This window comes from Allokutzneria albata, assembly GCF_900103775.1.
In the GTDB taxonomy this organism is placed as follows: domain Bacteria; phylum Actinomycetota; class Actinomycetes; order Mycobacteriales; family Pseudonocardiaceae; genus Allokutzneria; species Allokutzneria albata.
Window position 1 is genome coordinate 4,098,003 of sequence record NZ_LT629701.1, and the last position, 24,845, is coordinate 4,122,847.

Genomic DNA, 24,845 nt, shown 5'->3' on the forward strand with positions numbered 1-24,845 from the left:
GATGTCGCTGAACGGCCACGTGGTTCCCGAGCCCTCCTTCAACGTGATCATGGTGGGCAGCCTCGACATGCCCGGCGGACTGCGCTTCGAGCGGCACACCCACCCCGTGCACCAGCTGAACTGGGCCACCGACGGCGTGATCACCGTGACGGCCGACAGCGGCACCTGGGTGCTGCCGAGCACACGCGCGCTGTGGATCCCGGCCGAGGTCGAGCACAGCACCGCCGCGATCGGCCCCGCTGTCATGCGCAGCGTCTACTTCCCGTTGGCGGACTGCCCGATCGACTGGTCGGAGCCGACCGTGATCGCGGTGAGCCCACTGCTCGGTCAGCTGATCGACCACCTCAGCCGGGACGGCCTCCCCGCGGACGCGCGCGCACGCGCCGAGGCCGTGGTTTTCGACCTGCTGGAGCCGGTTTCGGTGACCACGTTGGAGCTGCCCACCCCCGCGGACGCCCGGGCCCGCGCCGTGACCGACGCGCTGCGCGCCGATCCCGCCGACGACCGCGACCTGGCGAGCTGGGGTCGTTTCGCCGGGGCCGGCGAACGAACGCTGGCCCGGCTCTTCGTCGGCGAGACCGGCATGACCTTCGGCCACTGGCGCGCGCAGAACCGCATGTGCGCCGCCCTGCCGCTGCTCGCGGAAGGCATGGCGGTGGGCACGGTCGCCCGCCGCGTCGGCTACGGCACCGCGAGCGCGTTCGTTGCCGCGTTCCGCCGGGCCTTCGGGGTCTCCCCCGGCAACTACTTCTCGGCCAGATAGGTGTTGGTCCGCTCCTTGGCGAGGGCGAAGTCGTCCGCGGCCGAGAGCAAGTCGCCCGCTGCCGCGCCGAGCAGGGCCATCGCGTCCTGCAGCTCGTAGCCCGACCCCGGCTCCATCACCGAGTTCAGCTCGGGCCGCAGCTCGTCGAGGATGCGCCCGGCGAGTTCGCGCAGCTGCTCCTCGGGGAGCGCTCCGCGCGCCGCCGCCAGGCGCCGGTGCACGGCGCCGACGGAGGTCATTCGCCCTCCCGCGCGGCGCGTTCGCGGATGGCGGCCTCGCGCAGCAGCTCCGCCGCGCGGTGCAGCCGGTAGACCGCGTCGTTGATCTTCTGGACGCCCGTCGCGGCGTACGCCTGGGCCGTGGCGGCTTCCGGATGGGACGAGCCGACCCACGTCAGCACCAGCTCGGAGTGCGCGTGCTCGGCGGCTTCGCGGTGCCCAGCCGTCTCCCCGGCGCACTCCCCGGCGCGGTCGGCGAGGGCATACAGCACCTCGGTCCCGGTCTCCAGCGTCGTCAACGCCTAACCCTCCTCGCCAGCTCCCGGCCCCGGATGCGTACCCCTTGATCGTGCCAGGACCTCCGGCCCGCCCGCGCGCGGGTCACCGCTACGGAGTACTGGCGGAAACGGTGGGCGCACCCGCGCAAGTCAACCCTTTCCCCTCACGAAGAAAACAGTTAGCCGGTTCGGCTCAATCCATTCACACCCGGTCCGCAAAAACCGCCGCCGCCCTCATCGAGGACGGCGGCGGAGTGAACTCGAAAAGTCACCCGATGGCGGCCTTGAACGCCGCGAGGTAACCCTGGGAATGTCCGTTGGTGTTCGGGTGGTAGGACTCGTTGATCGGCCAGGACAAGCCGTTGAGCCATTCCGCGCTGGAACAGATGCCGTGTCCGTTGAACCGGTCGCGGAGGTCGGCGAAGCGGAAGCCCGCCGCGGAGACCCGGCCGGAGATGATGCCGGAGAGGGTGTCGGCGGCCTGGTTCAGCCGCTCCCGCTTGGCCTTGCTCAGCCCGCCGAGGCCGCAGGTGCCCAGGTCGAACAGGCGGGGGTAGTTGAACACGACGACCTTGGCCGACGGCGCCTTCGACTTGATCTTGGAGTAGGTGGCGTCGAGCTTGGCGGGCAGGGTGGTGCGCGCCTGGTTGACCGCCTCGGCCACCTTGTCGAAGCACGACTGGTCGCTGCCGAGCTGGCAGGAGGTGAGCACGCTGGCGAAGCCGACGTCGTTGCCGCCCACCGACAGGCTGATCAGCGAGACCGACGAGGTGAGCTGGTCGGCCTGCTTCTGCACGTCCGGCGTGCGCGCGCCGGAGCAGGCGATGAACGTGAACGAGGCCGGGCTGTTGGCCTTGGCCCACAGCGGCGCGTAGGCGACCGGGCTCCTGCGGCAGTCGCCGCTGGAGGAGTCGTAGGTCCGGGTGCCCACCCCGGAGTCGTACGAGTCGCCCATCGCGACATAGTTCTCCGCCGCCCTCGGAGCCGCAATTGCGGGCGTCGCGGCGACAATGCTTAACGAGATGGCCGCGGCTGCCACCGCGAAATATGCCTTAGCGCCCACAAGGGCCTCCCCACGACGTTGTGTGACCTAGCACATAACTCATGAGTAGCACGCAGCGTCGTGGGGAGGAAGATGCAGAATTCGCCGGGAAGGCGAAATTAGCCTGAACAGCTCTCCTTATCTGCTCCATCCGCCTGACGACGTCAGGCTGGCAACACGCACACCGGCCTCGGCGTGCTCAGCGGCGCACCTGTCCCGGTGAGCCCGCCGGTGGCCCGGTCGACCTGGAACACGGCCACTCCCGGCGAGCGCTCGTTGGCCACGTAGAGGAACCGGCCGTCGTTGCTGAGCTCGACGTGCCGCGGCCACGCGCCGCCGCAGGAGGGCGTGCCGACCGGCTTCAGCGCCCGCCCGGACCCGCCGACCGCGAAGATCGCGATGCTGTCGTGGCCGCGGTTGGACAGGTACACGAAGCGGCCGTCCGCAGAAACGATCACCTCGGCCGGGTAGTTGCGCACAGCGCCGTCCGCGGGAGCGGTGGGCAGCGTGGTGCCGGGGGTGAGCTTCCCGGTCGCGGCGTCCCACGCGCAGACAGTGATCGTCGAGTCCAACTCGTTGGCCACGTAGGCCGCGGTCCCGTTGGGGTGGAAGGCGATGTGCCGCGGACCCGCGCCCGGCTTGAGCTTCGCCTGCGAATGCCGCTTCAGCTTCCCGGTGCCGAGGTCCAGCCGGTAGACGTGGACGGAGTCGGTGCCGAGGTCGACCGCGTGCACCCAACGGCCGCTCGGGTCGGTCAGCACCTGGTGCGCGTGCGGCCCCTTCTGCCGGTCCGGGTCCGGCCCGGAACCCTTGTGCTGCACCAGGTCTGTCGCCGGACCGAGCGCTCCGCCCTCGCGGATCGGGTGCACGGCGACCGATCCCGTGGAGTAGTTGGCGGTCAGCACGTACCGCCCGCTCGGGTGGACCGCGAGGTGGCACGGGTCGGCGCCGAGCGCGGACTGCGAGCCGAGCGCCTTGAGCCCGCCGTTGGCGTCCACGGCGAACGCGCTGACCCGGCCCTCGGTGGTCTCGTTGACCGCGTAGAGGGTCTTCCGGTTGGGCGCGAGGGTGAGGAAGGACGGGTTCACCACGCCTTCCACGGTGGAAACGACCTTGAGCGCCCCGGTCCCCGGGTCCGCGTCGGCCAGGCCTATTCCCTTCCCGCCGCCCGCACCGAGCGTGTAGCAACCGAGGTACACCCGCCGCGTCACCACACCGTGGGTCGACGCCTGCGCCCCGTGCGTCATGAGCACACTCCCCCCGACGACGCCGCCGAGCACTCCGAGGAACCGCCGCCTGCCGAGGCCGTCAGTGGCCGAAGACCCGCTTGCGGGGTCGAGCACCGATCCAGTCATGTCACGCCTCTCCCTTGATCCGCAGTAGCGACAGTGGACTGGACCATTGGCCTTTGGGAAGGGCTCTTGGCAAACATTGCGCAGCGGGCAATCGCGGGAGCCCGGCATGCCTGCCGATGGCGCAGCGGATGCCCCCATCGGGCGGAAAATCCACCGTGCGACCCCCCTTGACACAACGGATCACCGTGGAATCACTCGATCGCGCAACAAACCGCTGCCCTGAGCAACACCTGGCGGCTGAAATCGTCGGCTGGCGCGGCTTAGCCTTACGCCATGACCGCCATCGCCGATCGTCCGACCACCGGCCCGCTGAGCTCCTCGGCCGAGTACGTCGCCCTCGACGAAACCTGGAGCACGCACAACTACCACCCGCTCCCGGTCGTCATCGCCCACGCCGAGGGCGCGTGGGTGACCGACGTGGAAGGCCGCAGCTACCTCGACTTCCTCTCCGGCTACTCCGCGCTGAACTTCGGCCACCGGCACCCCGCGCTGGTCGCCGCCGCCGTCGAGCAGCTGAACCGGGTCACGCTGACCAGCCGCGCCTTCCACCACGACCAGCTGGGCCTGTTCTGCCGGGAGCTGGCCGAGCTGACCGGCACCGACCTGGTGCTGCCGATGAACTCCGGTGCCGAGGCGGTCGAGTCCGCGATCAAGGTCGCCCGCAAGTGGGCCTACCGGGTCAAGGGCGTGCCCGCGAACCAGGCGCAGATCGTCGTGGCTGGCTCCAACTTCCACGGCCGCACCACCACCATCGTCTCCTTCTCCGACGACGAGGTGGCCCGCGCCGACTACGGCCCCTACACCCCCGGCTTCGTGGCCACGACCTACGGCGACGCGACCGAGGTGGCCGCGGCGATCACGCCGAACACCGCCGCCGTGCTGGTCGAGCCGATCCAGGGCGAGGCCGGGGTGCTCGTCCCGCCGCCGGGCTACTTCACCGAGCTGCGGCGGATCTGCGACGAGAACAACGTGCTGCTGATCGCCGACGAGATCCAGTCCGGCCTCGCCCGCACCGGTGAGCTGCTGGCGCTGGACCACGAGGGCGTCCGGGCCGACCTCTACACCCTGGGCAAGGCGCTCGGCGGCGGCATCGTCCCGGTCTCGGCCGTCGTCGGCCGCCGCGACGTGCTCGGGGTGCTGCGCCCCGGCGAGCACGGCTCCACCTTCGGCGGCAACCCGCTGGCCTGCGCGGTGGGCCGCGCGGTGATCAAGCTGCTGGCCACCGGTGAGTTCCAGCAGCGCTCCCGCGAACTCGGCGAGCACCTGCACAGCCGCCTCGGCGAGCTGGTCGGCAAGGGCGTCTCGCAGGTCCGCGGCCGCGGCCTGTGGGCGGGCGTGGAGATCGCGCCCGGTGGCCCCGCGGGCCGGGAGGCGTCGAAGGCGCTGGCGGCGCGCGGAATCCTGTGCAAGGAGACGCACGACAACACCCTCCGCGTCGCCCCGCCGCTGGTGATCACGCGCGAGGAGATCGACCGCGGCGTGGACGCCATCGCCGAGGTCGTCCGCGGCTGACCCACCGCACCACATCAGGCCCGCTCACCCCCGCGGTGAGCGGGCCTGCTCATGCCCGTGCCGGGGAACGCGACGGACGTTCACGGCGGGCCCACGGGTGGGTGATGTGGGCGGCGGAGCGCACGGGGGTGCTTCACGCTGACGGAATGACTACGCGGCGGGCGTTGCTCGGTGGGGTTGTCGGAGCGCTCGGGGCGCTGGCCATCGGAGCGGAGGCCGGCGCCAAGCCCCGGCCGCGCAACGCGGGCGTGCTCACACCGCCCGGACGCGCCGATCTCGCGATCGCAGTGCGGAAGCGGGCCGCGTGGGGCGCCAACGAGGCGGTCCGGGTGAACCCGGACGGCTCCGAGCGGTGGCCGCTGCGGTTCTCCCCCGTGCAGGGGCTGGTCGTGCACCACACCGCGCTGCCCGTCGAAGCCGACCGCGACGCGACGATGCGCGGCATCCACGACCTGCACGCGGTGCGGCGCCAGTGGGCCGACATCGGCTACCACCTGGTCATCGACCCGGAGGGCGTCATCTACGAGGGCCGCTACTCCGGACCCGATCCGGTCCCGGTCTTCGACGCGCACCCCGTGCAGGGCCGCAAACCCCTCGTGGCGACGGGCGGGCACGTGTCCGGGCACAACATGGGCACCATCGGGATCTGCCTGCTCGGCGACATGTCCTCGGCGCAGCCCGGCGCGGGCGCGCGGTCCAGCCTGGTGCGCGTCCTCGCCGGGCTCAGCCTGCTGTGCGGCGTCGACCCCGCGGGCTCATTCGAGTACGTCAACCCGGACAACGGCGCCCGCACGACGAAGCCGGTGATCAGCAGGCACCGCGACTGGGTCGGCACAGCCTGCCCCGGCGAGGCGTTCTCCACGCAGTTCGACGCGGTCCGAGCGGAGGTCGTCCGCCTGGTGAAGGGTCACCGTGCGCGCTGAACCCGGGCCTCGTCCCAAACCGGCTCGTCCGACTCGACCACCGAACCGTCCGAGCGGAACACCACGAACCGGTCGAACGATCGGGCGAACCACCGGTCGTGGGTCACCGCGACGACCGTGCCGGTGAACTGCTCCAGCGCCGCCTGCAACGCCTCAGCCGACGTCAGGTCCAGGTTGTCGGTCGGCTCGTCGAGCAACAGCAGCGTGGCCCCGGTCAGCTCCAGCAACAGGATCTGGAACCGCGCCTGCTGCCCGCCGGACAACGTCTCGAAGCGCTGATCTCCCGCCGCCGCGAGGCCGTAGCGCTGCAACGCGCTCATCGCCCGCCCGCGGTCGAGTCCGGAGCGCTGGTCGTCGCCGTGCCACAGCACCTCGGTGAGGGTCTTTCCGATCCACTCCGGGTGTTCGTGGGTCTGCGCGAACAGCCCCGGCTCCACCCGCGCGCCCAGCCTGCACACGCCGGTGTGCGCCACGGCATCCTGATGCGCCAAGAGCCGCAGGAAGTGGCTCTTGCCGGAACCGTTGGAGCCCAGCACCGCGACCCGGTCGGCGAAGAACACCTCCAGGTCGAACGGCTTCATCAGCCCGGTCAGCTCAAGCCGCTCGCAGGTGATCGCGCGGACGCCGGTGCGGCCACCGTGCAGGCGGGGCTTCACCTTCTCCTCGCGCGGCATCTCCGGCGGTCGTCCCGCCTCCTCGAACTTCTTCAGCCGCGTCTGCATCGCGCGGTACCGCGAGGCCATGTCGTCGCTGATCGACGCTTGCTGACGCAGCTCCCGCACGAGGTCCTTGAGCCGCTGGTGCTCCTCGTCCCACCGCCGGTGCTGCTCGGCAACGCGTACCCAGCGCGCTTCCCTCGCCGCGTGCCAAGTGCCGAAGCTGCCGACGTGCGTCCACGCCGTGTGCGCCTCGACGGTCACCACGTGCGTGGCCGCGACCGCGAGCAGTTCGCGGTCGTGCGAGACGACCAGCACCGCCTTGTCGGTCTCGGCGAGTTTCTTTTCCAGCCAACGCTTTCCGGGCACGTCGAGGTAGTTGTCCGGCTCGTCGAGCAACAACACCTGTTCGCGCCCGCGGAACAGCGCCTCCAGCACGAGCCGCTTCTGCTCACCGCCGGAGAGCGTCTTCACCCCGCGGTACTGCGCGCGGTCGAAGGGCACGCCCATCGCGGCGACGGTGACGGTGTCCCACAGGACCTCGGCGTCGTAGCCACCGGCCTCGCCCCACGCGGTGAGCGCGGTGGCGTAGCGCATCTGGGTGGCCTCGTCGTCGACGTCCATCAGTTTCAGCTCGACCGCGTCCAGTTCCGCCGCTGCGACCTGAAGTCGTTGGGGCGCAACGGAAAGCAGGAGATCACGAACGGTCCGGTCATCGCGGACGGAGCCGACGAACTGCGGCATCACCGCGAGCCCGCCGTGCACGACGCAGGACCCCTCGTCCGGTTTCAGCTCACCGGAGAGCAGCCGCAGCAACGTGGTCTTGCCCGCGCCGTTGGCGCCGACGAGCGCGACGACCGTGCCCGCGTTGACCTTGATGGCGACATCCCGGAACAGCTCCCGCCCATCAGCGAGGTGATAGGACAGGCCCGCCGCGTCGAGATAACCCACGTCCCCATGATGCAGCAGGACGCGAGCGATTATCGGTTCGCCATCCGGGACAGCGCGGTGAGCCTGCTGATCGCGCGCAGGTACTTCTTGCGGTAGCCGCCGCGGAGCATGTCCTCGGTGAACATCGCCGACAACGGGCTTCCCGAGACCGCGACCGGGATGTTGCGGTCGTACAACCGGTCCGCGAGCACCACCAGCCGGAGCGCGACGTCCTGGTCCGCCGCCGCGCGAACTCCGCTGATCAACACCAGCGGCACGTCGTCGACGAGCCGCCCGTAGCGCGACGGGTGCAGGCGGGCCAGGTGCGCGCACAGCTCGTCGAAGGAGTCCAGGGTGGCGCCTTCGGTCTGCTCCGCGCGGGCGGCCAGCTCCTCGTCGGTCAGCGGCTCCGGGGCTTCGGGCAGTCCGCGATGGCGGTAGTCGGGCCCGTCGACCCTGGCCACGTCGAAGCGCGCGGACAGTGCCTGGATCTCGCGGAGGAAGCTGTCGGCGGCGAAGCGCCCCTCGCCGAGCTTGTCCGGCAACGTGTTCGAGGTCGCCGCCACGTGCACCCCGGCCTCGGTCAGCTCGGCGAGCAGGCGGGTCACGAGCATCGTGTCGCCGGGGTCGTCCAGCTCGAACTCGTCGATGGCCAGCAGCTTGTGCCCGGACAGCCGCCGCACCGCCTCGCCGAAGCCGAGCGCGCCGACGAGGTGGGTCAGCTCGACGAAGGTGCCGTAGGACTTGGGCTCGGGCGCGGCGTGCCAGATGGAGGCGAGCAGGTGCGTCTTGCCGACGCCGAAACCGCCGTCGAGGTACAGGCCGGGCTTGCCGTCACCGGACCTCCCGCCGCCGAACAGGCTGCTCCACCAGGACTTCGCGCGCTCGTCCTCGGCCACCCGCTCGGCGAACTCGCGCCCGCGTTCCAGGGCCGCTGCCTGGCTGGGCTCCTGCGGGCTGGGCAGGTAGGTGTCGAAGGACACCGCGTCGAACATCGGGGGCGGGACCATCGCCGCGACCAGCTCATCGGTGCTGACCTCGGGCAACCGGTCCACCAGGCGGGGCGCGGACATGCCGCTGAGCCTATCCGTGCTGAGATGGGGTTGTGGACGGACTGTGGCCAACGACCGGTTTCGACGAGAGCCGGATCGAGGAGTTCTACGCCTACCCCCCGGGGCTGGACCGGCCGTGGGTGCGGGTCAACTTCGTGTCCAGTGTGGACGGTGCGGTGACCGTGGCCGGCCGTTCGCGGGGGCTGTCCACCCCGGCCGACCACCGGGTGTTCCAGCTCGGCAGGGACCTGGCCGACGTCGTCCTGGTCGGCCTGGGCACCGCCCTCGTCGAGGGCTACGGCGGTGTGCCCGTCGGCGAGCGCCGCACCGAGCGGCGACGGCGCCTCGGCCTGCCCCCGGTGCCGCCGATCGCGGTGGTGACCGGGCGGTGCGCGGTGCCGCTGGACTCGCCGCTGCTCACCGACACGGCCGTGCCACCGCTGGTGTTCACCTGTGCGTCGGCTCCGGAGACCGCGCGCAGGGAGGTGGCGGAGGCGGGCGCGGAGGTGATCATCGCCGGGGAGGACCGGGTGGACCTGCACCGCGTGCTGGCCGAGCTCGGCGAGCGCGGCCTGCACCGCGTCGACTGCGAGGGCGGGCCGAAGCTGTTCGGCACCCTGATCGAAGAGGACCTGGTCGACGAGCTGTGCCTGACCCTGTCCCCCCTCCTCGTGGGCGGCGACGCCGGACGGATCGCGACGGGAGCGCTGCCGGTGGAGCCGCGCGCGCTGTCGCTGGTCTCGGTGCTGCACGAGGACGACGCGCTGCTGCTCCGCTACGGACGGGGGCCGGGCTCCCCGGTCGGGTGACGCCTCGGGATGATCTCTGCTCACCACCGGAGTGGAAGGGACACCCCCATGGCCCAGAGCAAGACCGAGACGGCCCCCGCCCCTGCGCTGAAGCTCGACCCCGCGAGCGGGTCTCCGGTCACCGCGGGACCCGCGCCCGCCCGGCTCGGCGACGAGACCCCGCAGGGCAAGACCACCATCGCGTCCTCGGTGGTGCAGAAGATCGCCGGTGTCGCGGCGCGCGAGGTCTCCGGCGTGCACGCGCTCGGCGACGGCCTGTCCAGGGCCTTCGGCGCGATCCGGGAGCACATCCCCGGTGGCGGCGGGGCGATGAGCGCGGGCGTGGCCGTCGAGGTCGGCGAGAAGCAGGCCGTGATCGACCTCGACATCGTGGTCGAGTACGGCGCGTCCATCCTCGACCTCGCGCGGGCCGTGCGGCGCAACGTGATCACCGCGGTGGAGCGGATGACCGGCCTGGAGGTGGTCGAGGTCAACATCGCCGTCAACGACATCCAGCTGCCGGAGAACGAGTGATCGGGAGTGGACCCGGCTGAGCGGGGCGCGCTGGAGATCCGCGACGGCGTGCTCCGCAAGCTGGTCTCCCGGCTCGTCGACGACGCGCCGGAGACCGCCCGCGAGTGCGGCGTCCGGATCACCGGGACCGTGCCGGAGATCGACATCTCGGTCCGGCTCGCCCTGCGGTACCCCGCTCCGGTCCGGGCCGCCGCCGAGGCGGTGCGCGAGCGGATCGTCACCGAGGTCGGCCGCGTCACCGGCTACACCGTGCGGCGACTGGACATGACCGTGACCGCCCTGGTGCCACGAGGTGAGCCATGACGTGGATCGCGCTCGGCGCACTGGGGATTCTCGGTCTGCTGTGGACAGTCCGGCCCCGGCGGCGCGAGCTGGTGCTGAACTCCTGGCTGACCGTGACCGCGTCCGCGGTGACCGACCTGGCCGGCGCGGAGACCGCTTCGGTGGCCGGAGTCAGCCGCGCGCGGGCCCGCCTGCGCGGCTCGGCGAGCAAACCCGCGCTGAAACTGACCCTGTGGCTGACCGCGGACGCCGACCCCGCACGAGTCCGACGGACCGTCGAGGCCGACGTGCTGGCCGGCGTCCGCTCCGCGCTCGGCGTCACGAACCTCCCCACCACTCTCCACCTGCGCACTCCACGACGTGAACGCACCGAATGAGTCATTCAGTGCGTTCAAGTACCCGAATGACTCATTCGGTGCGTAAGCGGCGCTGGGGTCAGCCGTCGTAGCCGGGGGCACCACGGTCGCCGCCGCCCCTGCCGGGACCGAAGTGGTCGGGGCCGCGGTCACCGAAGCGGTCCTGCCGCTGGTCGAAGCGCGACATGTAGCGGTCCTTGCCGTGATGACCATCGCCCGCGCTCGCGATCAGCGCACCGCCGAGACCACCGACCAGCAACAGCCCGGCCGCGGCGAGACCGGCCACCCATGCCTTGGCGTGCACCATCTTCGGTTGCTTCGGCGGCGCGGGAGCGGGCGGCGGGACCGGCGGGGGCACCGGAGCCGCGTGAGGCTGCTCGGCCTCCGGCGGGGCCTCCGCCGCCTGGGCCGGTTCCGGTTGAGGCTGGTCCGGCTGCTCGTGCTTGTCGGTGGGCTGTTCGTTCTTGTCGTTGCTCATGTCCTTCTCCTCAACTCGCGCTCAGTTCGACAACAGAGCGAATACCGGTCGTGCACTCGACAGATCCGTCGAGGCCGACGACGACGGCGTCGTAGCCGTCCTGGGTCTGCAGCCACTCCAGGGCGCCGACACCGCGCACGAACGCGGCGGTGGCCAACACGTCGGCCCACATCAGCGATGGCCCGACCACAGTCACCGATCCCAGCTCGGCGGCGGGTTCCCCGTCGTCGGGGCGCACCAGGTGACCGCCGCGGTGGGCGTTGCCCGAGGTGGCGATCCCGCCGTCGAACAGCGGCAGCACCCCGACGAGCTGGTCCGCCGACCGGCCCTCGATACCGATGCGCCAGGGCCGATCTCCCCTGGAGCACAACGCGATGTCGCCGCCCGCGTTGACGTAGTAGTCACCGGCCCACCGCTTGCCGAGCCGGGCCGCCGCGCGCTGCACCGCCCAGCCCTTGACCAGACCGGAGGGGTCGAGCCGGTAGGTGCCGTCCGGCTCCGGCAGCAGCACGTCGAACCAGCCGTCGGTGGCCTCGCGGGCCTTCTCGGACAGGGCGAGCACTTCGGCGACCAGGGGATCGCAGTCGCCGAGCTCGAGTTCTCCCTTGCCCAGCAAGCTGATCTGGCTGTCCGGGCGGTAGGTGCTGAACAGCCGGTCCACCTCGCGCAGCTCGGCGAAGACGTCCGCGACCGCGTCGGGCATCCGCTCGCCGACCCCGGCTCCGCGCAGGTGCACGCTCACCGGCATGCCCATGATCTGTTCGACCCACGCGGTTCTCATGTCAGTCCCGCCTCGTCCAACGCGGCCTGCAGCGAGTCGCGGTAGCCCTGGCTGGTGGCCGTCGCGCCGGTCACCGCGTCGATGTCGGCGGCGTTCTGCGCGCGCACGGCCTCCTGGTTGAGCAACGGGATGGCGCGACTGTTGATCTCGCGGTGGCGCCCGGCCTCGTTCGGGAAGCGAACCGCCTCGGCCGCCGTGATCTTGTTGTCCTGCAGAGTGATCCGCACCTGCACCACGCCGCGGCTGGTGGCCACCGCCGGACCGGTCACCGTGCGCGCGCCCGCGACGGGCGCAGGCGTCGGCACGGCGGGAGCGGCCTGCACCTGCTCGGCCGGCTCGCCCGTGCTCGTGCGGTAGCCGAAGAGCAGCACCAGCACCGCGACGGTGCTCAACAGCGCGAAGGCAATGCGCCCCATCATCGTCTCCCAGTCACCATGCGAAGCGTTCGAAGTGGATGCGCGCGCGGTCGACCCCCGCGCTGCGCAGCGTCGCGACGACGTTCTCCATCCACGGCGCCGGGCCGCACAGGAACACGTCCCGCTCACGCAGATCGGGCACCATCCGGTACAGGGACTCGACGTCGTCGCCGTACCCGCGCGGCAGCCACGAGTCCCCCCGCGGGCCGTCCAAATAGGACACTTTCACGCCGCGGTTGGTGGCGAACCACTCAAGCTCCCCGGCGAAGACCGCCTCCGCCCGCGACCGGACCCGGTAGAGCAGCGTCACGTTGCCGGGTTGGAAAGCCAGCTCCTCCAGCAGCGACCGCATCGCGGTGATGCCCACCCCGGCGGCGATCAGCAGGGGCCGGTCGGAGGTCCGCTTCCCCGAGGTGACGACGCCGTAGGGCCCTTCGATCAGCACACGCGTGCCCGGGCGGACAGTTGCCACGCGCGCCCCGCCGTCACCCAGGTTCTTGACCGTGATCCTGAGCCGATCCTGGTGCGGCGCAGCGGAAAGCGAGAACGGGTTGGCTCGCGATCCGCCACGGCCGTCGAGGAATCGCCACAGGAAGAACTGCCCGGCCCGCGCGCGGAGCTTGTCGAGTCCGCGACCGGCCATGTGCACCGAGACGACGTCGGGAGCCTCGGGGATGACGGCGACGACGCGCAGCTTGTGCCGCCACGACCGCCACAGCGGAAGGCCGACGCGGAAGACGAGGACTGCCGCGAGCGTGCACAGGTAGGCGCTCCACCAGTACGCGGTCGCCGCCGGGGAGTCGAGGAAGTCGGAACCGGTCCACAACTGGTGCGGCAGCGCCAGCCCGACGCCGAGGTAGGCGTAGAGGTGGATCAGGTGCCAGGACTCGTAGCGCAGCCTGCGCCGGGCGGCCCTGACGGACAGCACCACGACGGCGATCAACGCGACCGCACCGGCGAAGGCGAGCAGCATGCCGGGGTAGGTGGTCACCAGCAGCCAGCCCTGCTCCAGCAAACCCGTGCCCGCGTCCCCCGCGTACCCGGCGGTGATCAGCGCGATGTGCGTGATCATCAGCCAGAACGAGGTGAACCCGGCGAGCCGGTGCAGCCTGGCCAGCCGGTCCTGGCCGAACTGGCGCTCCAGCAGGGGAATCCGGGCCATCAGCAGGACCTGGACCAGCAGCAGGTTCGAGGCGAGCAGCCCGCTGAGCCTGCCGAGCGCGGACACCGGGCCGCCTTGGGCGAGGCCGCCGTTGCCCTGCCACAGCACGACGACGAACAGCAGGGACAGGGCTCCCGCGGCGATCAGCGCTCGTCCCGCCCGGCGACCGGGAGCGCGGTGCCGAACCGCGGGCAGGGGGCGGACGGCAGAGGATGTCGTGGTCACACCACAACGGTGCGGCCGTCACATGAGCGCCACTTCAACCCACCATGAGAAAAGCGTGAGACACGACCTCACCGGCACTTCACAGCAGGTGCGCGTAGCCGTGGAGGATGGCCTGCGCGGTGAGGAAGGCGGCCAGGTCACCCGTGCCGGGGCCGAGGTCGACGACCTCGGGGAGGCCGAGCTCGCGCTCCGGGTTGTGCAGGACGAAGCCCCGGAACCCGAGGCCCCCGCGCTCGGTTCCCGGGGCGTCCGGGGTGGCGGGCAGGAGAGACACGAGGCGGCGCGCCTCGGCATCGGACAGGGTCCAGCGGGGGTTGGGCACTCCGCTGAACACGTCGAGCTCGATCTCCATCGCGTTCTCCTCCCCGCCAGGACGATCAGCGGATGACCAGGCCCACCGGCACCCAGAAGTACCCGCAGAACTGCGTGTACGGGCCGCGGTTGCAGTTCGCCGGGTTCAGCGACCCGCCGATCACACGCCCTGAGTTGTCGGTGTTGCGCGCCGGCGTCTGGCCGGGCTTGTGGCCCCAGAAACCGTCGGAGTGGTAGCGGTACCAGTGGTAGTCACCGCCCGGCCACACCACGAGCGCGACCAGCCGCTGCTGTCCGTCGCACGAAGGCCGGACGCCGTCGCACAACGCCGCGGCGCGCACCGCCGCGCAGGTGAGCGAGGTGTACTGGTGCCCGCACTGGCGGCCGGGCTGGGCGAAGGTGTTGGTGCGGCGGTTGACCGCGTAGTTGTAGCAGTTGTTGGTGGTTCGGACGGTGGCGTCGTTGTTCCAGAAACCCGGGTTGAACGGCGTGTGGAACGGCTGGCACGGCGCCGCGGGCTGGATGTCGGCCTTGGCCTCGATCGAGCGGCTCTCCAGGTTGCCGCGCAGTGCCCGCATGACGTGCTCGCGGATCTGGTCGTCCACGTGGTGCCGCGAGGTCTCCAGCAGCCAGCTGACCGCTTCGACGGACTCGTCCGCCGTCAGCGCGTCACTGGACTCCTGGCTGACGCCGATCGCGAACCGTTGCGGCAACCGGCTTTCGGTCGGGTCGTCGGTGTCCGCGGAGAGCACGATGCCGCGGAACCCCAGTTGGTCCGGCAGGTCGGCCGGTTCGGCCAGGCTGCGCCCGGAGAAGCGGTCGAGCGCTTCCCTCACCTGGCTGTCGTCCAAGTGCCACACCGGGTTCGTACGTCCGGAGAAGACTTCCAGTTCGACTCGCATGGCAGGACCCCTTCTGTGGAGTGCCCCTCACTCCACAGCCCAAGCTGCTCGGGATTCCCTTGCTGGATAAGGGTATTTCTACCCCGCGACGGTGCACGAAGGGGCAGACTTCGATGCCGGGAACCTAGAGATCAGGTCGGCCCACCGGGAGGCGGAACCGCACCGCGGCACCGATGCCATCGATTGGTTCGACGAACTCGACGGAACCCCCGTGCGCCGCCGCGGTCTGCGCCACGATCGCCAGCCCGAGCCCGGAGCCGGGCAGGCTGCGCGCCGACTCCGAACGCCAGAACCGTTGGAACACCATGGCTCTCTCGTCCGGGGCGACACCGGGGCCGGCGTCCGCGACGGTGATCTCCCCTTCGACCGAATGGACGCGCACGGTCGAGGCGGGCGGCGAGAACTTCACCGCGTTGTCCAACAGGTTCAGCACCGCGCGCTCCAGCTCGCCCGGATCGCCCACCACCGTCCAGGGCCGGCTGTGCACCTCGAAGACGTGCCCCTGCGCCCGGGCGCGAGCCCGCTCCACCGCGCGCTCGACGACCGCGCCCATCGACACCGCAACGCGCTCCGTCTCGCGCTCGTCCCGGGCCAGCACGACGAGTTCGCCCACCAGGTCGCCCAGTTCCCTTGCCTGGTCCTGCAAGCTCGCCAGCAACGCGCGCCGCTGCTCGTCCGGGATCGGCCTTCCGGTCTTCTCGCTGCGCACCAACAGGTCCACGTTGGTGCGCATGCTCGTCAACGGCGTCCGCAGCTCGTGCGCGGCGTCCGCCACCAGGTCCTGCTGGCGTTTCCTCGACTCGGCCAGCGCCTTGGTCATCCGCGAGAACGCCCGGCCCAGCCTGCCGATCTCGTCGCGGCCGCGCACGTCCACCGGAGCGGTCAGGTCCTCGGTCTCCGCGATGTGCTCGACGGTCCTGGTGAGCCGTTCCACGGGCCGCAGCGCGAGCCTGGTCAGCAACAACCCGGAGACCGCCGCGACCGCCACGCCGATCACCGACACGATGCCGAGCACGGTTCCCAGCTGTCGCAACGTGTCCCGCACATCCGCCATCGATCGGCTGGTCACCACCGCGTAGCCCGCGCCGATCGGCTCGACGAGCACGCGCACGCCCACGTGGCCGTAGGTCATGCCGTCGCGGAACTTCGGCATCGGCTCCCGGTCGCGCGGCCCGAGCTTGACCTTGTCCACGCCCTTGGGGCAGCACGTCGTCCCGTCCGGCCGCAGCAGCTGGATGCCGACGATGTACTTCTGGTAGCCCTCCTTGTCCTGCTCGCTGCCGCACAGCGATTCGGGGTCGACTCCCGGCTCCCTCAGCTCCTTGGCCGGTGAGGACGATTGCAGGGACAAGTCGACTTGGCGGCGCATCGTCACGTCCGCGCCGAACCAGGCGAACACGCTCACCACGATGATGCCCAGCGCCACGACGAAGGCGGTCACCAGGGCGACGCGGCTGCGCAGCAGGAGCTTGCGCTCTCTCATCCGCGCGACCTCAGCACGTAGCCGACACCGCGGACCGTGTGCAGCAGCCGCGAACCGCCACCGGCCTCGGTCTTGCGCCGGAGGTAGCCCACGTAGACGTCGAGGATGTTCGTGCCGGGGTCGTAGTCGTAGCCCCAGACCTCGCGCAGCAACTGCTTGCGGGTGAAGACCTGCTTCGGCGCGGAGAGGAACAACGCCAGCAGGTCGAACTCCGTGCGGGTCAGCTCGATCTCCTGGCCGCCGCGGTGCGCCTCGCGCGTGCCAACGTCGACAACAAGATCTTCGTACTTGAGCACGCCGTCCGACTCGGCCACCACCCGCCCGCGCCGCAGCAGGGCGCGCAGGCGGGCCAGCAGCTCCTCCAGCGCGAAGGGCTTCGGCAGGTAGTCGTCCGCGCCCGCGTTCAGCCCCGACACCCGATCGCTGACGGCATCGCGCGCGGTGAGCATCAGGATCGGCACGTCCGCCCCGGCCGCGCGCAACCGCCTGCACGTCTCCAGGCCGTCCACGCCGGGCATCATCAGGTCCAGCACCAAGGCGTCCAGCTTGCGCCCGTCCGGGTCGAGCACGCGGTCCAGCGCGCGCTGCCCGTTCTCGGCCGTCTCCACGGTGTAGCCCTCGAAGAGCAGACTGCGCTCCAGGCTCTCGCGCACGGCGGGCTCGTCGTCCACCACCAGCAGGTGCATGCCCGCCATCTTCACCCATGCACCGCCGTACGTGCGCCTTCAAGTCCCCCGACCCCCGGGCGAAGCGCGGCCTCAGCGGAGGAGGGCGCGCATCCGGGTGATCTCGGCGGTTTGCGTCGCGATGACGTCGTCGGCCATCTGCTCGACGAACACGTCGGCACCGTCGCGGCGGACCTGCTCGGCCATCACCAGCGCGCCCTCGTGGTGGGCGATCATCAGCTCGACGAAGCGCTTCTCGAACGCGGGGCCGGTGAGCCCGGCCAGCTCCTGCAGCTGCTGCGGTGTCGCCATCCCCGGCATTCCCACATGCTGGGAGGCATCGCCGCCGTGGCCGTGCCCGGTTCCGGGGACGGGCTTGCCGTTGTTGCGCAGCCAGCCCTTCATCGCCTCGATCTCCGGGCCCTGCGACTTCTCGATCCGGTCGGCCATCGACCTGACCGGTTCGGAACTCGCCCGGGAGGGCACCAGCCTGGTCATCTCCAGCGCCTGCGCGTGGTGCGGGATCATCCGCTCCACGTACAGCGCGTCGGCGTCGTTCGGCTTCGGCTTCTGCTGCGCTCCAGCCGCCTGATCAGCGGGAATGGTCCGCGCGGACTGTCCGGGGCCGCCGGGGAGGATCACCGGCGGGTTGGTCTCGTCGCGGCCGGAGGCCGCGCACCCGGCCGCCACGATCGCGGGCACAGACATGGCAAGCACCAGCCCAGCGGCGCGCAGCGCGCGCCCGCGCCGGTTCCCGTTCGTCACCTCGTCCGCCTCCACACTCGTCGACCTCGCATGGGAACGGTAACGGCTAGCAGGCCGTCTCCGGTCTCGCGGGCATATCAAGATGCTCTATTCGGCCCTATGACCACCGGTTTCGACCACGCAGACTCCCCTGTGGACGGGCGTGACGCCCGTGTGTGTCGAGGGGAGCAACTTACGTGACGCCGGGCAAGAAGAGGACTACGGCGCGAGCGATCGCGGTCGCCGCAGCCGGTCTGCTGGCGTTGTCGCTGACGACCGTTCTGGGTGGAACGGCCGCGGCACAGGACACCGCCGCTGCGACTCCGGGCGAGAACGAGATCTCGTCGAGCCGCAACATCCGTCAGATCGCCAACATCCCGAAGCAGGCCCCGTTCAACACCGAGGCCGCCCTGGGCACCGACATTGCCTTCACCGGCAAGTACGCGGTGGTGGGCAACTACGACGGTTTCATCATCTACGACATCTCCCGGCCGGCGAAGCCGAAGATCGTCAGCCAGGTTCTCTGCCCTGGCTCGCAGAACGACGTGTCGGTCTCCGGGGACCTGCTGTTCCTGTCGACCGACTCCTCGCGCAGCGACAACAGCTGCAACAGCACGCCCAAGCCCGCGACCGAGAAGGACGCGTGGGAGGGCATCAAGGTCTTCGACATCAAGGACAAGGCCAACCCGCGCTACGTCTCCGCGATCGAGACCAAGTGCGGTTCGCACACCAACACCCTGGTGCCGGACAAGCGGAAGCAGAACGTCTACATCTACGTCTCGTCCTACAGCCCGAACGCGACGTTCCCTGACTGCCAGCCGCCGCACGACCTGATCTCCATCATCAAGGTGCCGGTGAAGAACCCGGCGGCGGCCGCGGTCGTCGGTGAGCCCGTGCTCTTCCCCGGCGGCGGCAACGGGGGCATCCCGGGCACGTTCCCCGCGCCGTACGTGACGCCGACCTCCGGCTGCCACGACATCACCGCGTACCCGGAGAAGGACCTCGCGGCGGGCGCCTGCATGGGTGAGGGCGTGCTGTTCGACATCTCCGACCGCGAGAAGCCGCGGGTGATCAACACGGTCAAGGACGACACGAACTTCGCGTTCTGGCACTCCGCGACCTTCAACAACGACGGCACCAAGGTCGTCTTCACCGACGAGCTCGGTGGCGGCGGGGCCCCGGCCTGCACGGCGGCGATCGGCCAGATCCGCGGCGCCAACGGCGTCTACGACATCACCGGCCGCGGCGACAAGCGCAAGCTGGAGTTCCGCAGCTACTACAAGATCCCCCGGGTGCAGACCGAGACGGAGAACTGCGTCGCCCACAACGGCTCGCTGATCCCGGTCTTCGGCCGCGACATCATGGTGCAGGCGTGGTACCAGGGCGGGGTCTCCGTCTGGGACTTCACCGACTCCGCCCGCCCGGTCGAGATCGCGCACTGGGAGCGCGGCCCGTACAACGCCGGCAAGCTGGTGACGGGCGGCTCGTGGTCGGCGTACTACTACAACGGCCACATCTACTCCAGCGACATCCAGAAGGGCCTGGACGTGCTGGAGCTCAACGACTGGCGCACCTTCAGCGCCCAGTTCGTCCGGATGCGGGAGTTCAACCCGCAGTCCCAGGGCCACTACCTGGGCTGAGGCCCACGCGCCCGTGGAGGAGGGGCCGTCGCTCACCGAGCGGCGGCCCCTTCTCCCGTCACAGGCCCACGAGGCGGTACAGCTCGCCGATCTCCCCGGCGGTGAGGTCGCGCATGACACCGGGCTTCTGGGTGCTCAGGAAGACCGGGCCGATCGCGGTGCGGACCAGCCGCTGCACCGGGTGGCCGACCGCGTCCAGCAGCCGCCGCACGATGTGGTTGCGGCCCTCGTGCAGCACCACCTCGACCAACGCGCGGCCGGAGTTGTTGTCCTTGATCTTGAAGCCGTCGACGACGACCGGACCGTCCTCCAGCTCCACCCCGGCCCGCAGCCGCCTGCCGACCTCCTTGGAGACCGGCCCGGGCACCTCGGCCAGGTAGGTCTTGAGCACCTTGTACGAGGGGTGCATCAGCCGGTGCGCCAGCTCCCCGTCGTTGGTCAGCAGCAGCAGCCCCTCGGTGTCCGCGTCCAGCCTGCCCACGTGGAACAGCCGCTCGTCGCGCTCCCGCACCAGGTCTCCGACGCAGGACCGGCCGCGGTCGTCGGACATCGTGGTGTGCATGCCGCGCGGCTTGTTCAGCGCCACGTGCACCAGCTCGTCGGTGATCATCACGCGGAGGCCGTCCACGTGGATGACGGCGGTCTCCGGGTCGACGCGGCGGCCCTGCTCGGTGACGACCTCGCCGTTCACCTTGACCCGCCCGTCGGCGATCATGTCCTCGGCGACGCGGCGCGAACCCACGCCCGCCTTCGCCAGGACCTTCTGCAACCGGACGCCGTCCGGCTCTGAGTCATACATCGTCGATCGTGTCCACTTCGGGCAACAGGGGGGCGAGCGGGGGCAGGTCCTCCAGCGAGGACAACCCCAGCCGCTCCAGGAACAGCTCGGTCGTGCGGTAGAGGATGCCGTTGGTGTCGGGGTCGGCGCCGGTCTCCTCGATCAGCCCACGGGCCAGCAGCGTACGGATGACGCCGTCGACGTTCACCCCGCGCACCGCGGCGACCCTGGCCCGGGTCACCGGCTGCCGGTAGGCGATCACCGCGAGGGTCTCCAGCGCGGCCCTGGTCAGCTTCGCCCGCTGCCCGTCGAGCAGGAGCCGCTCCACGTACGGCGCGAACCGGTCGCGGGTGTAGAACCGCCAGCCGTCGGCGACGCGCCGCAGGTCGATCCCGCTGCCCGCCTCGGTGTAGCGGGCCGACAACCGGCGCAGCGCCGCCGCCACCCTGGCCACCGGCTGGTCCAGCGCCTCCGCCAGCGCCTCGTCGGTCCCGGGGCTGTCGATCACCAGCAGCAGCGACTCCAGCGCCGCCTCCAGCTCGGACTCCTCGACCAGAGCAGGCCCGGCCTCGACCTCCTCGACGGCGTCCGGCTCCGCCTCGGGCTCCGCTTCCGGCTCACGCTCGGGCTCCGGCTCGGGTTCCGGCGCCCTCTCCTCCTCGACGGCGGGCGCGGGCGCACCGGCCGCGACCCTGCCGGCCGCCTCCGAGTACGCGGCGACCCGCCGGGCCTCCGCGTCGTCGTCCTCGGGGATCTCACCGGTGGCGACCAGCGTTTCGGCCTCGGCGACAGCGGCTTCCTCGGCCGCTTCCGGCGCGTCGACCACCTCGGCGACCTCGGCGCACGCGGCGTCGACGGCCTCTTCCCGAGCAGCGGCGTCGGCGGTGTTCTCCTCGGGGCGCGGCAGGCCCAGCAGCAGCTCGACGGGCTGCTTGCGGGTGGTCTCCGCGGCCAGCATCCACGCGGGTCGCGGCCGATCCCCGGAACCTGAACCGTCCACAGTGGACTCCGGGTCGTTCACCCGTACTCCTCCTCATCGCTTTCGGCGCGCTCCAGGGCGGCTGCCGCCTCCCGCCTGGCCTCCTCGACGCTGCCGCCGACCCACCGCACGGCCAGCTCGCCGAGCGGCTCCGGCTGGTCGAACTGCAGCACGGCCTCGCGGAAGAGCTCCAGCAGTGCCAGGAACCGCGCCACCACCTCGATCGGGTGCTCGCAGTCGGAGACCAGCTCGCTGAACGACAGCTGCCCGCTCTCCGCCAGCCGCACGCGGATCGCGGCGACCTCCGCGCGCACCGAGACCTGGTGCATGTGCAGGTGCGCCAGGGACACCGTCGGCGGCGGTTTCGGCCGGAACACCGTCGCGGCGATCTCGGCGAACTGCTGCGGGCTGACGCCGAGCATGACCTCGGGCAGCAGGTCGGAGTAGCGCTCCTCCAGCGACACCGAGCGCGGGTAGCGGCGCAGCGCCCCCGCCTCCAGCTCGCCGAACAGGGCCGCGACCTGCTTGTAGGCCCGGTACTGCAGCAGCCGCGCGAACAACAGGTCGCGGGCCTCCAGCAGCGCCAGGTCCTCCTCGTTCTCCACGTCGGCCGAGGGCAGCAGCCGGGCCGCCTTGAGGTCGAGCAGGGTCGCCGCGACCACCAGGAACTCCGTGGTCTCGTCCAGGTCCCAGTCCGAGCCCAGGCCGCGGATGTGCGCGATGAACTCGTCGGTGACCTTGTGCAGCGCCACCTCGGTGACGTCCATCTCGTGCTGCGAGATCAGCTGCAGCAACAGGTCGAACGGGCCCTCGAAGTTGGCCAGGTGGACCCGGAACCTCCCGTCCGGCGGCGGCACCTCGACCGGTTCGCCACCGGCCTCCTGGGCGAGGGCGACCGGTGTCCGTTCAGCAGAGCTCACGCCATCACCGGGCGATCACCTCGCGGGCCAGCGCCCGGTACGCCTTGGCACCACCCGAGCGCGGGGCCCAGCTGGTGATCGGCTCACCGGCGACGGTCGTCTCCGGGAACCGGACGGTGCGGTTGATCACCGTGTCGAACACGATTTCTCCGAACGCCTCGACCACGCGGGCCATCACTTCGCGGGAGTGCAGCGTACGGGGGTCGTACATGGTGGCGAGGATCCCGGTGATCTCCAGGTCCGGATTCAGCCGTTCGCGCACCTTCTCGATCGTGTCGATCAGCAGCGCCACCCCGCGCAGGCTGAAGAACTCGCACTCCAGCGGGATCAGCACGCCGTGCGCGGCGGCCAGCGCGTTCACCGTGAGCAGGCCGAGCGAGGGCTGGCAGTCGATCAGGATGTAGTCGTAGTTGTCGATCACCGGCCGCAGCGTCCTGCCCAGGGTCTGCTCCCTGCCGACCTCGGCGACCAGCTGCACCTCGGCCGCGGAGAGGTCGATGTTGCTGGGCAGCAGGTCCATGTCGGGCACGCAGGTGCGCAGCACCGTCTCCTCGACCGTGGTGTCGCGCTCCATGAGCACGTTGTAGATCGTGCGGTCGAGGTGGTGCGGCTGGATGCCCAGGCCCACCGAGAGCGCGCCCTGCGGGTCGAAGTCCACCAGCAGCACCCGGCGGCCGAACTCCGCCAGCGCCGCGCCCAGGTTGATCGTGGACGTGGTCTTGCCGACCCCGCCCTTCTGGTTGCACAGGGCCAGGATGCGCGCGGGCCCGTGCTCGGCGACCAGCGGCGGCTCCGGCACCTGGCGCAGCGGGCGGCCGGTGGGGCCGAGGCCGCTCTCGCCGAAGTCGACGTCCTCCTCGGTGTGGTCGGCGGGCCGCGGCGCGAGATCGAGGTCGGCCACCTCACCACGGGACCGTCCCCAGGACGGTTGCGGTGTCGACATGGCGAACTGGCTCCTCGTCTGGCGCGCGTCCCCGGGCCGCCCCCGGAGGATCATGATCTGCGCATAACCTTCCGCAGCCTAGGCGGCCCCCGGCGGCATCAGCAACGTACCGCCCGGCGTGTTGTCAAGGCAGGTCAGCACGGTGCACCCAAGCGGATGACGGATGCGGCCCCCGCCGGGGGTGATCAGTAGTGGTCGATCCTGTCGAACCTGGTGGTGTCCGCCTGCTCGTCCGGGGTGCCGAGGCCGAGCCCGGTCCGGGTGACGCTCTTCGCGCCGAGCCCGATGTTGGCGTACACCCTGGGCGCGCGGGACCGCAGCCGGAATCCCCACAGCAGACCGGCGAACAGCAGCAGGAAGTAGCCGCCCGGGATCGCCCAGTGCAGCGTCGAGTTCGGCGGCACGCCGAGCGTCACGTCGAAGTTCACCAGCACCAGCATGAAGGCGACCAGCGTGCTCGCCGCGGCCAGCACCGGCGCCACCGCGCGCTTCCACGTGCTCTCCGGGGTCAGGGTCGTGGCGAAGAACCGGACGACGGCGAAGGAGGTCAGCACGATCAGCAGCAGGATGCCCAGGGCGCCCGCGCTGGTCCAGATGAAGAACACGTCCCGCAGCGGGTGCAGCCCGGCGATGCCGAAGCAGATGATCGCGATGAAACCGAGCACGCTCTGCAGGATCGACCCACCTCGCGGCGAGCTGTTGCGCGAGGAGGTCTGCCCGAAGAAGGAGGGCAGCAGCCGCTCGCGGCCCATGGCGAAGGCGTAGCGCGCCGCGGCGTTGTGGAAGGCGATCAGGCACGCCAGCACGCTGGTCACGTACAGGAACCGGCCGATGCCCACCATCAGCACGCCCAGCTGGTCCCCGGCCAGCCGGAAGACCAGCTCCGACCCGTGGGCCCCGGCCTGCTCGGTGATCCGGCCGGGCCCGGTGGCCACGCTCATCGCCCAGGAGCCGAGCACGTAGAGCAGCGTGGTCAGGCCGAGGGAGAGGTAGGTGGCCACCGGCACCGTGCGGCCGGGGACCTTGGCCTCCTCGCTGAACACCACGGCGGTCTCGAAGCCGACGAAGCCGAGGACCGCGAGGCAGAACAGCGCCCCGACACCGGGCTCGAACAGGTGGCGCGGCGCAAGGGTTTCCAGGCTCACCGTGCCCTCGGCCGGGTGCAGCAGGAAGGACACCGCGTAGACCAGGATCACCAGGCACTCGGCGATCATCAGCACCGCGAGGACCTTGCCGTTGAGGTCGATGTGCTGGGTGCCCAGGACCGCGACGATCGCCCAGCCGACCAGCGAGATGACCCACCAGGCGATGTCGATGCCGAACCAGGCCCGCAGCAACGGCTGCGCGGCGTCCCCGAGCGCGCCGTACACGCCGATCTGCATGGCGTTGTAGGACACCAGCGCCACCCAGCTCGCGGCGACGCCCAACGGCCTGCCGAGCCCCTTGGCGACGTAGGCGTTGAACGCCCCCGCGTTGGGCACGTACGGGGCCATCGTCACGTAGCCGACGCAGAACACCGCGAGCGCGACGCCCATCGCCAGGAAGCCGATGGGGATCCCGATCTGCCCGGTGACCGCGTAGCCGGTGGTGGTCACGCCGGCGAGCACGGTGAACGGCGTGCACATGGAGATGGCGAAGTACGTCACCGCCGGGACACCCAGCCGGTTGGCCGCGAGGGCCGAGGTGACCTTGGTGTCCCCTCCTGCCGCGTTTGTGTTGAACATTGGC

At 70.9% G+C, this 24,845-nt stretch carries 28 protein-coding genes; 8 read left to right on the forward strand and 20 right to left on the reverse strand.

From position 1 onward, the window contains the following. Position 1 precedes the first annotated feature (1 nt). Positions 2 to 763 (forward strand): AraC family transcriptional regulator, encoded by a 762-nt coding sequence (locus BLT28_RS18105; RefSeq protein WP_156050974.1) that lies wholly within the window; start codon positions 2 to 4, stop codon positions 761 to 763. On the opposite strand, the gene BLT28_RS18110 is transcribed toward BLT28_RS18105, so the two are convergent. The 4 genes from BLT28_RS18110 to BLT28_RS18125 form a co-directional block, all read right to left on the reverse strand. Beyond that, a complete protein-coding gene (locus BLT28_RS18110; protein ID WP_030429793.1) occupies positions 745 to 1,002 on the reverse strand; it encodes a hypothetical protein in 258 nt (85 codons plus the stop codon). The two genes, BLT28_RS18105 and BLT28_RS18110, sit on opposite strands and share 19 nt — an antisense overlap. Next, positions 999 to 1,280, reverse strand: a complete 282-nt coding sequence (locus tag BLT28_RS18115) for a hypothetical protein (protein ID WP_030429794.1) — start codon at positions 1,278 to 1,280, stop codon at positions 999 to 1,001. The genes BLT28_RS18110 and BLT28_RS18115 overlap by 4 nt, the downstream gene beginning before the upstream one ends. Positions 1,281 to 1,527: 247 nt before the next feature. Next, complete coding sequence (locus BLT28_RS18120) at positions 1,528 to 2,214, reverse strand: SGNH/GDSL hydrolase family protein (RefSeq protein WP_081900323.1); 687 nt, start codon at positions 2,212 to 2,214, stop codon at positions 1,528 to 1,530. Positions 2,215 to 2,465: 251 nt separating this feature from the next. Next, a complete protein-coding gene (locus BLT28_RS18125) occupies positions 2,466 to 3,656 on the reverse strand; it encodes a lactonase family protein (protein ID WP_030429796.1) in 1,191 nt (396 codons plus the stop codon). Between the two features lie 273 nt (positions 3,657 to 3,929). On the opposite strand from BLT28_RS18125, the gene rocD reads away from it, so the two are divergent. Further along, complete coding sequence (gene rocD / locus BLT28_RS18130) at positions 3,930 to 5,168, forward strand: ornithine--oxo-acid transaminase (protein ID WP_030429797.1); 1,239 nt, start codon at positions 3,930 to 3,932, stop codon at positions 5,166 to 5,168. A 146-nt stretch (positions 5,169 to 5,314) separates the two neighbouring features. Then, on the forward strand, positions 5,315 to 6,091 hold the full coding sequence (locus BLT28_RS18135) for a peptidoglycan recognition protein family protein (protein WP_162184845.1): 777 nt from the start codon (positions 5,315 to 5,317) through the stop codon (positions 6,089 to 6,091). Here the strand turns inward: BLT28_RS18135 and BLT28_RS18140 are convergent. Next, positions 6,076 to 7,698 (reverse strand): ABC-F family ATP-binding cassette domain-containing protein, encoded by a 1,623-nt coding sequence (locus BLT28_RS18140; protein ID WP_030429799.1) that lies wholly within the window; start codon positions 7,696 to 7,698, stop codon positions 6,076 to 6,078. The two genes, BLT28_RS18135 and BLT28_RS18140, sit on opposite strands and share 16 nt — an antisense overlap. Positions 7,699 to 7,727: 29 nt before the next feature. After that, the gene (gene zapE / locus BLT28_RS18145; protein WP_030429800.1) at positions 7,728 to 8,750 is read right to left on the reverse strand and encodes a cell division protein ZapE; all 1,023 of its coding nucleotides are present in this window, start codon (positions 8,748 to 8,750) and stop codon (positions 7,728 to 7,730) included. 32 nt (positions 8,751 to 8,782) lie between these two features. Here zapE and BLT28_RS18150 point away from each other — a divergent pair, with 32 nt between their 5' ends. From BLT28_RS18150 to BLT28_RS18165, 4 genes are read left to right on the forward strand one after another with little or no spacing between them, the layout of a single operon-like run. Next, positions 8,783 to 9,538, forward strand: a complete 756-nt coding sequence (locus tag BLT28_RS18150; protein WP_052407354.1) for a pyrimidine reductase family protein — start codon at positions 8,783 to 8,785, stop codon at positions 9,536 to 9,538. Between the two features lie 48 nt (positions 9,539 to 9,586). Next, positions 9,587 to 10,051: an Asp23/Gls24 family envelope stress response protein gene (locus BLT28_RS18155; protein ID WP_030429802.1), complete on the forward strand. Its 465-nt coding sequence runs from the start codon at positions 9,587 to 9,589 to the stop codon at positions 10,049 to 10,051. 6 nt (positions 10,052 to 10,057) lie between these two features. Further along, a complete protein-coding gene (locus tag BLT28_RS18160; RefSeq protein WP_030429803.1) occupies positions 10,058 to 10,354 on the forward strand; it encodes an Asp23/Gls24 family envelope stress response protein in 297 nt (98 codons plus the stop codon). Further along, a complete protein-coding gene (locus tag BLT28_RS18165; RefSeq protein WP_052407355.1) occupies positions 10,351 to 10,710 on the forward strand; it encodes a hypothetical protein in 360 nt (119 codons plus the stop codon). Before BLT28_RS18160 ends, BLT28_RS18165 begins: the two co-directional genes overlap by 4 nt. 58 nt (positions 10,711 to 10,768) lie before the next feature. Here the strand turns inward: BLT28_RS18165 and BLT28_RS18170 are convergent, their stop codons facing one another. From BLT28_RS18170 to BLT28_RS18210, 9 genes are all read right to left on the reverse strand, one after another. Next, positions 10,769 to 11,167: a hypothetical protein gene (locus BLT28_RS18170; protein ID WP_030429805.1), complete on the reverse strand. Its 399-nt coding sequence runs from the start codon at positions 11,165 to 11,167 to the stop codon at positions 10,769 to 10,771. A 10-nt stretch (positions 11,168 to 11,177) separates the two neighbouring features. Further along, positions 11,178 to 11,948: an FAD:protein FMN transferase gene (locus BLT28_RS18175; RefSeq protein WP_030429806.1), complete on the reverse strand. Its 771-nt coding sequence runs from the start codon at positions 11,946 to 11,948 to the stop codon at positions 11,178 to 11,180. Further along, complete coding sequence (locus tag BLT28_RS18180) at positions 11,945 to 12,367, reverse strand: FMN-binding protein (protein ID WP_231950820.1); 423 nt, start codon at positions 12,365 to 12,367, stop codon at positions 11,945 to 11,947. The genes BLT28_RS18175 and BLT28_RS18180 overlap by 4 nt, the downstream gene beginning before the upstream one ends. 10 nt (positions 12,368 to 12,377) lie before the next feature. Further along, the gene (locus tag BLT28_RS18185) at positions 12,378 to 13,751 is read right to left on the reverse strand and encodes a ferredoxin reductase family protein (protein ID WP_030429808.1); all 1,374 of its coding nucleotides are present in this window, start codon (positions 13,749 to 13,751) and stop codon (positions 12,378 to 12,380) included. A gap of 79 nt (positions 13,752 to 13,830) precedes the next feature. After that, a complete protein-coding gene (locus BLT28_RS18190; RefSeq protein ID WP_043811607.1) occupies positions 13,831 to 14,103 on the reverse strand; it encodes a hypothetical protein in 273 nt (90 codons plus the stop codon). 25 nt (positions 14,104 to 14,128) lie between these two features. Next, positions 14,129 to 14,965 carry a hypothetical protein gene (locus BLT28_RS18195; protein WP_030429809.1) on the reverse strand — a complete coding sequence of 279 codons (837 nt, stop codon included), beginning with the start codon at positions 14,963 to 14,965 and terminating at the stop codon, positions 14,129 to 14,131. 124 nt (positions 14,966 to 15,089) lie between these two features. Continuing rightward, a complete protein-coding gene (locus tag BLT28_RS18200; RefSeq protein WP_030429810.1) occupies positions 15,090 to 16,448 on the reverse strand; it encodes a HAMP domain-containing sensor histidine kinase in 1,359 nt (452 codons plus the stop codon). Continuing rightward, on the reverse strand, positions 16,445 to 17,134 hold the full coding sequence (locus BLT28_RS18205; protein WP_030429811.1) for a response regulator transcription factor: 690 nt from the start codon (positions 17,132 to 17,134) through the stop codon (positions 16,445 to 16,447). The genes BLT28_RS18200 and BLT28_RS18205 overlap by 4 nt, the downstream gene beginning before the upstream one ends. A gap of 72 nt (positions 17,135 to 17,206) precedes the next feature. Continuing rightward, positions 17,207 to 17,878, reverse strand: coding sequence for a DUF305 domain-containing protein (locus BLT28_RS18210; RefSeq protein ID WP_030429812.1), 672 nt, complete (start codon positions 17,876 to 17,878; stop codon positions 17,207 to 17,209). A gap of 176 nt (positions 17,879 to 18,054) precedes the next feature. Here BLT28_RS18210 and BLT28_RS18215 point away from each other — a divergent pair, with 176 nt between their 5' ends. Beyond that, positions 18,055 to 19,497, forward strand: coding sequence for an LVIVD repeat-containing protein (locus BLT28_RS18215; RefSeq protein ID WP_030429813.1), 1,443 nt, complete (start codon positions 18,055 to 18,057; stop codon positions 19,495 to 19,497). Between the two features lie 58 nt (positions 19,498 to 19,555). On the opposite strand, the gene BLT28_RS18220 is transcribed toward BLT28_RS18215, so the two are convergent. From BLT28_RS18220 to BLT28_RS18240, 5 genes are all read right to left on the reverse strand, one after another. Further along, on the reverse strand, positions 19,556 to 20,296 hold the full coding sequence (locus tag BLT28_RS18220) for a pseudouridine synthase (protein WP_030429814.1): 741 nt from the start codon (positions 20,294 to 20,296) through the stop codon (positions 19,556 to 19,558). Continuing rightward, on the reverse strand, positions 20,289 to 21,029 hold the full coding sequence (gene scpB / locus BLT28_RS18225; RefSeq protein ID WP_407638820.1) for an SMC-Scp complex subunit ScpB: 741 nt from the start codon (positions 21,027 to 21,029) through the stop codon (positions 20,289 to 20,291). Before scpB ends, BLT28_RS18220 begins: the two co-directional genes overlap by 8 nt. A 263-nt stretch (positions 21,030 to 21,292) precedes the next feature. Continuing rightward, positions 21,293 to 22,111 carry a segregation and condensation protein A gene (locus BLT28_RS18230; protein ID WP_052407368.1) on the reverse strand — a complete coding sequence of 273 codons (819 nt, stop codon included), beginning with the start codon at positions 22,109 to 22,111 and terminating at the stop codon, positions 21,293 to 21,295. Positions 22,112 to 22,178: 67 nt separating this feature from the next. Continuing rightward, positions 22,179 to 23,117, reverse strand: coding sequence for a ParA family protein (locus BLT28_RS18235; RefSeq protein WP_030429817.1), 939 nt, complete (start codon positions 23,115 to 23,117; stop codon positions 22,179 to 22,181). Positions 23,118 to 23,302: 185 nt separating this feature from the next. Next, a complete protein-coding gene (locus BLT28_RS18240) occupies positions 23,303 to 24,841 on the reverse strand; it encodes an APC family permease (protein WP_030429818.1) in 1,539 nt (512 codons plus the stop codon). Between the last annotated feature and the right edge of the window lie 4 nt (positions 24,842 to 24,845).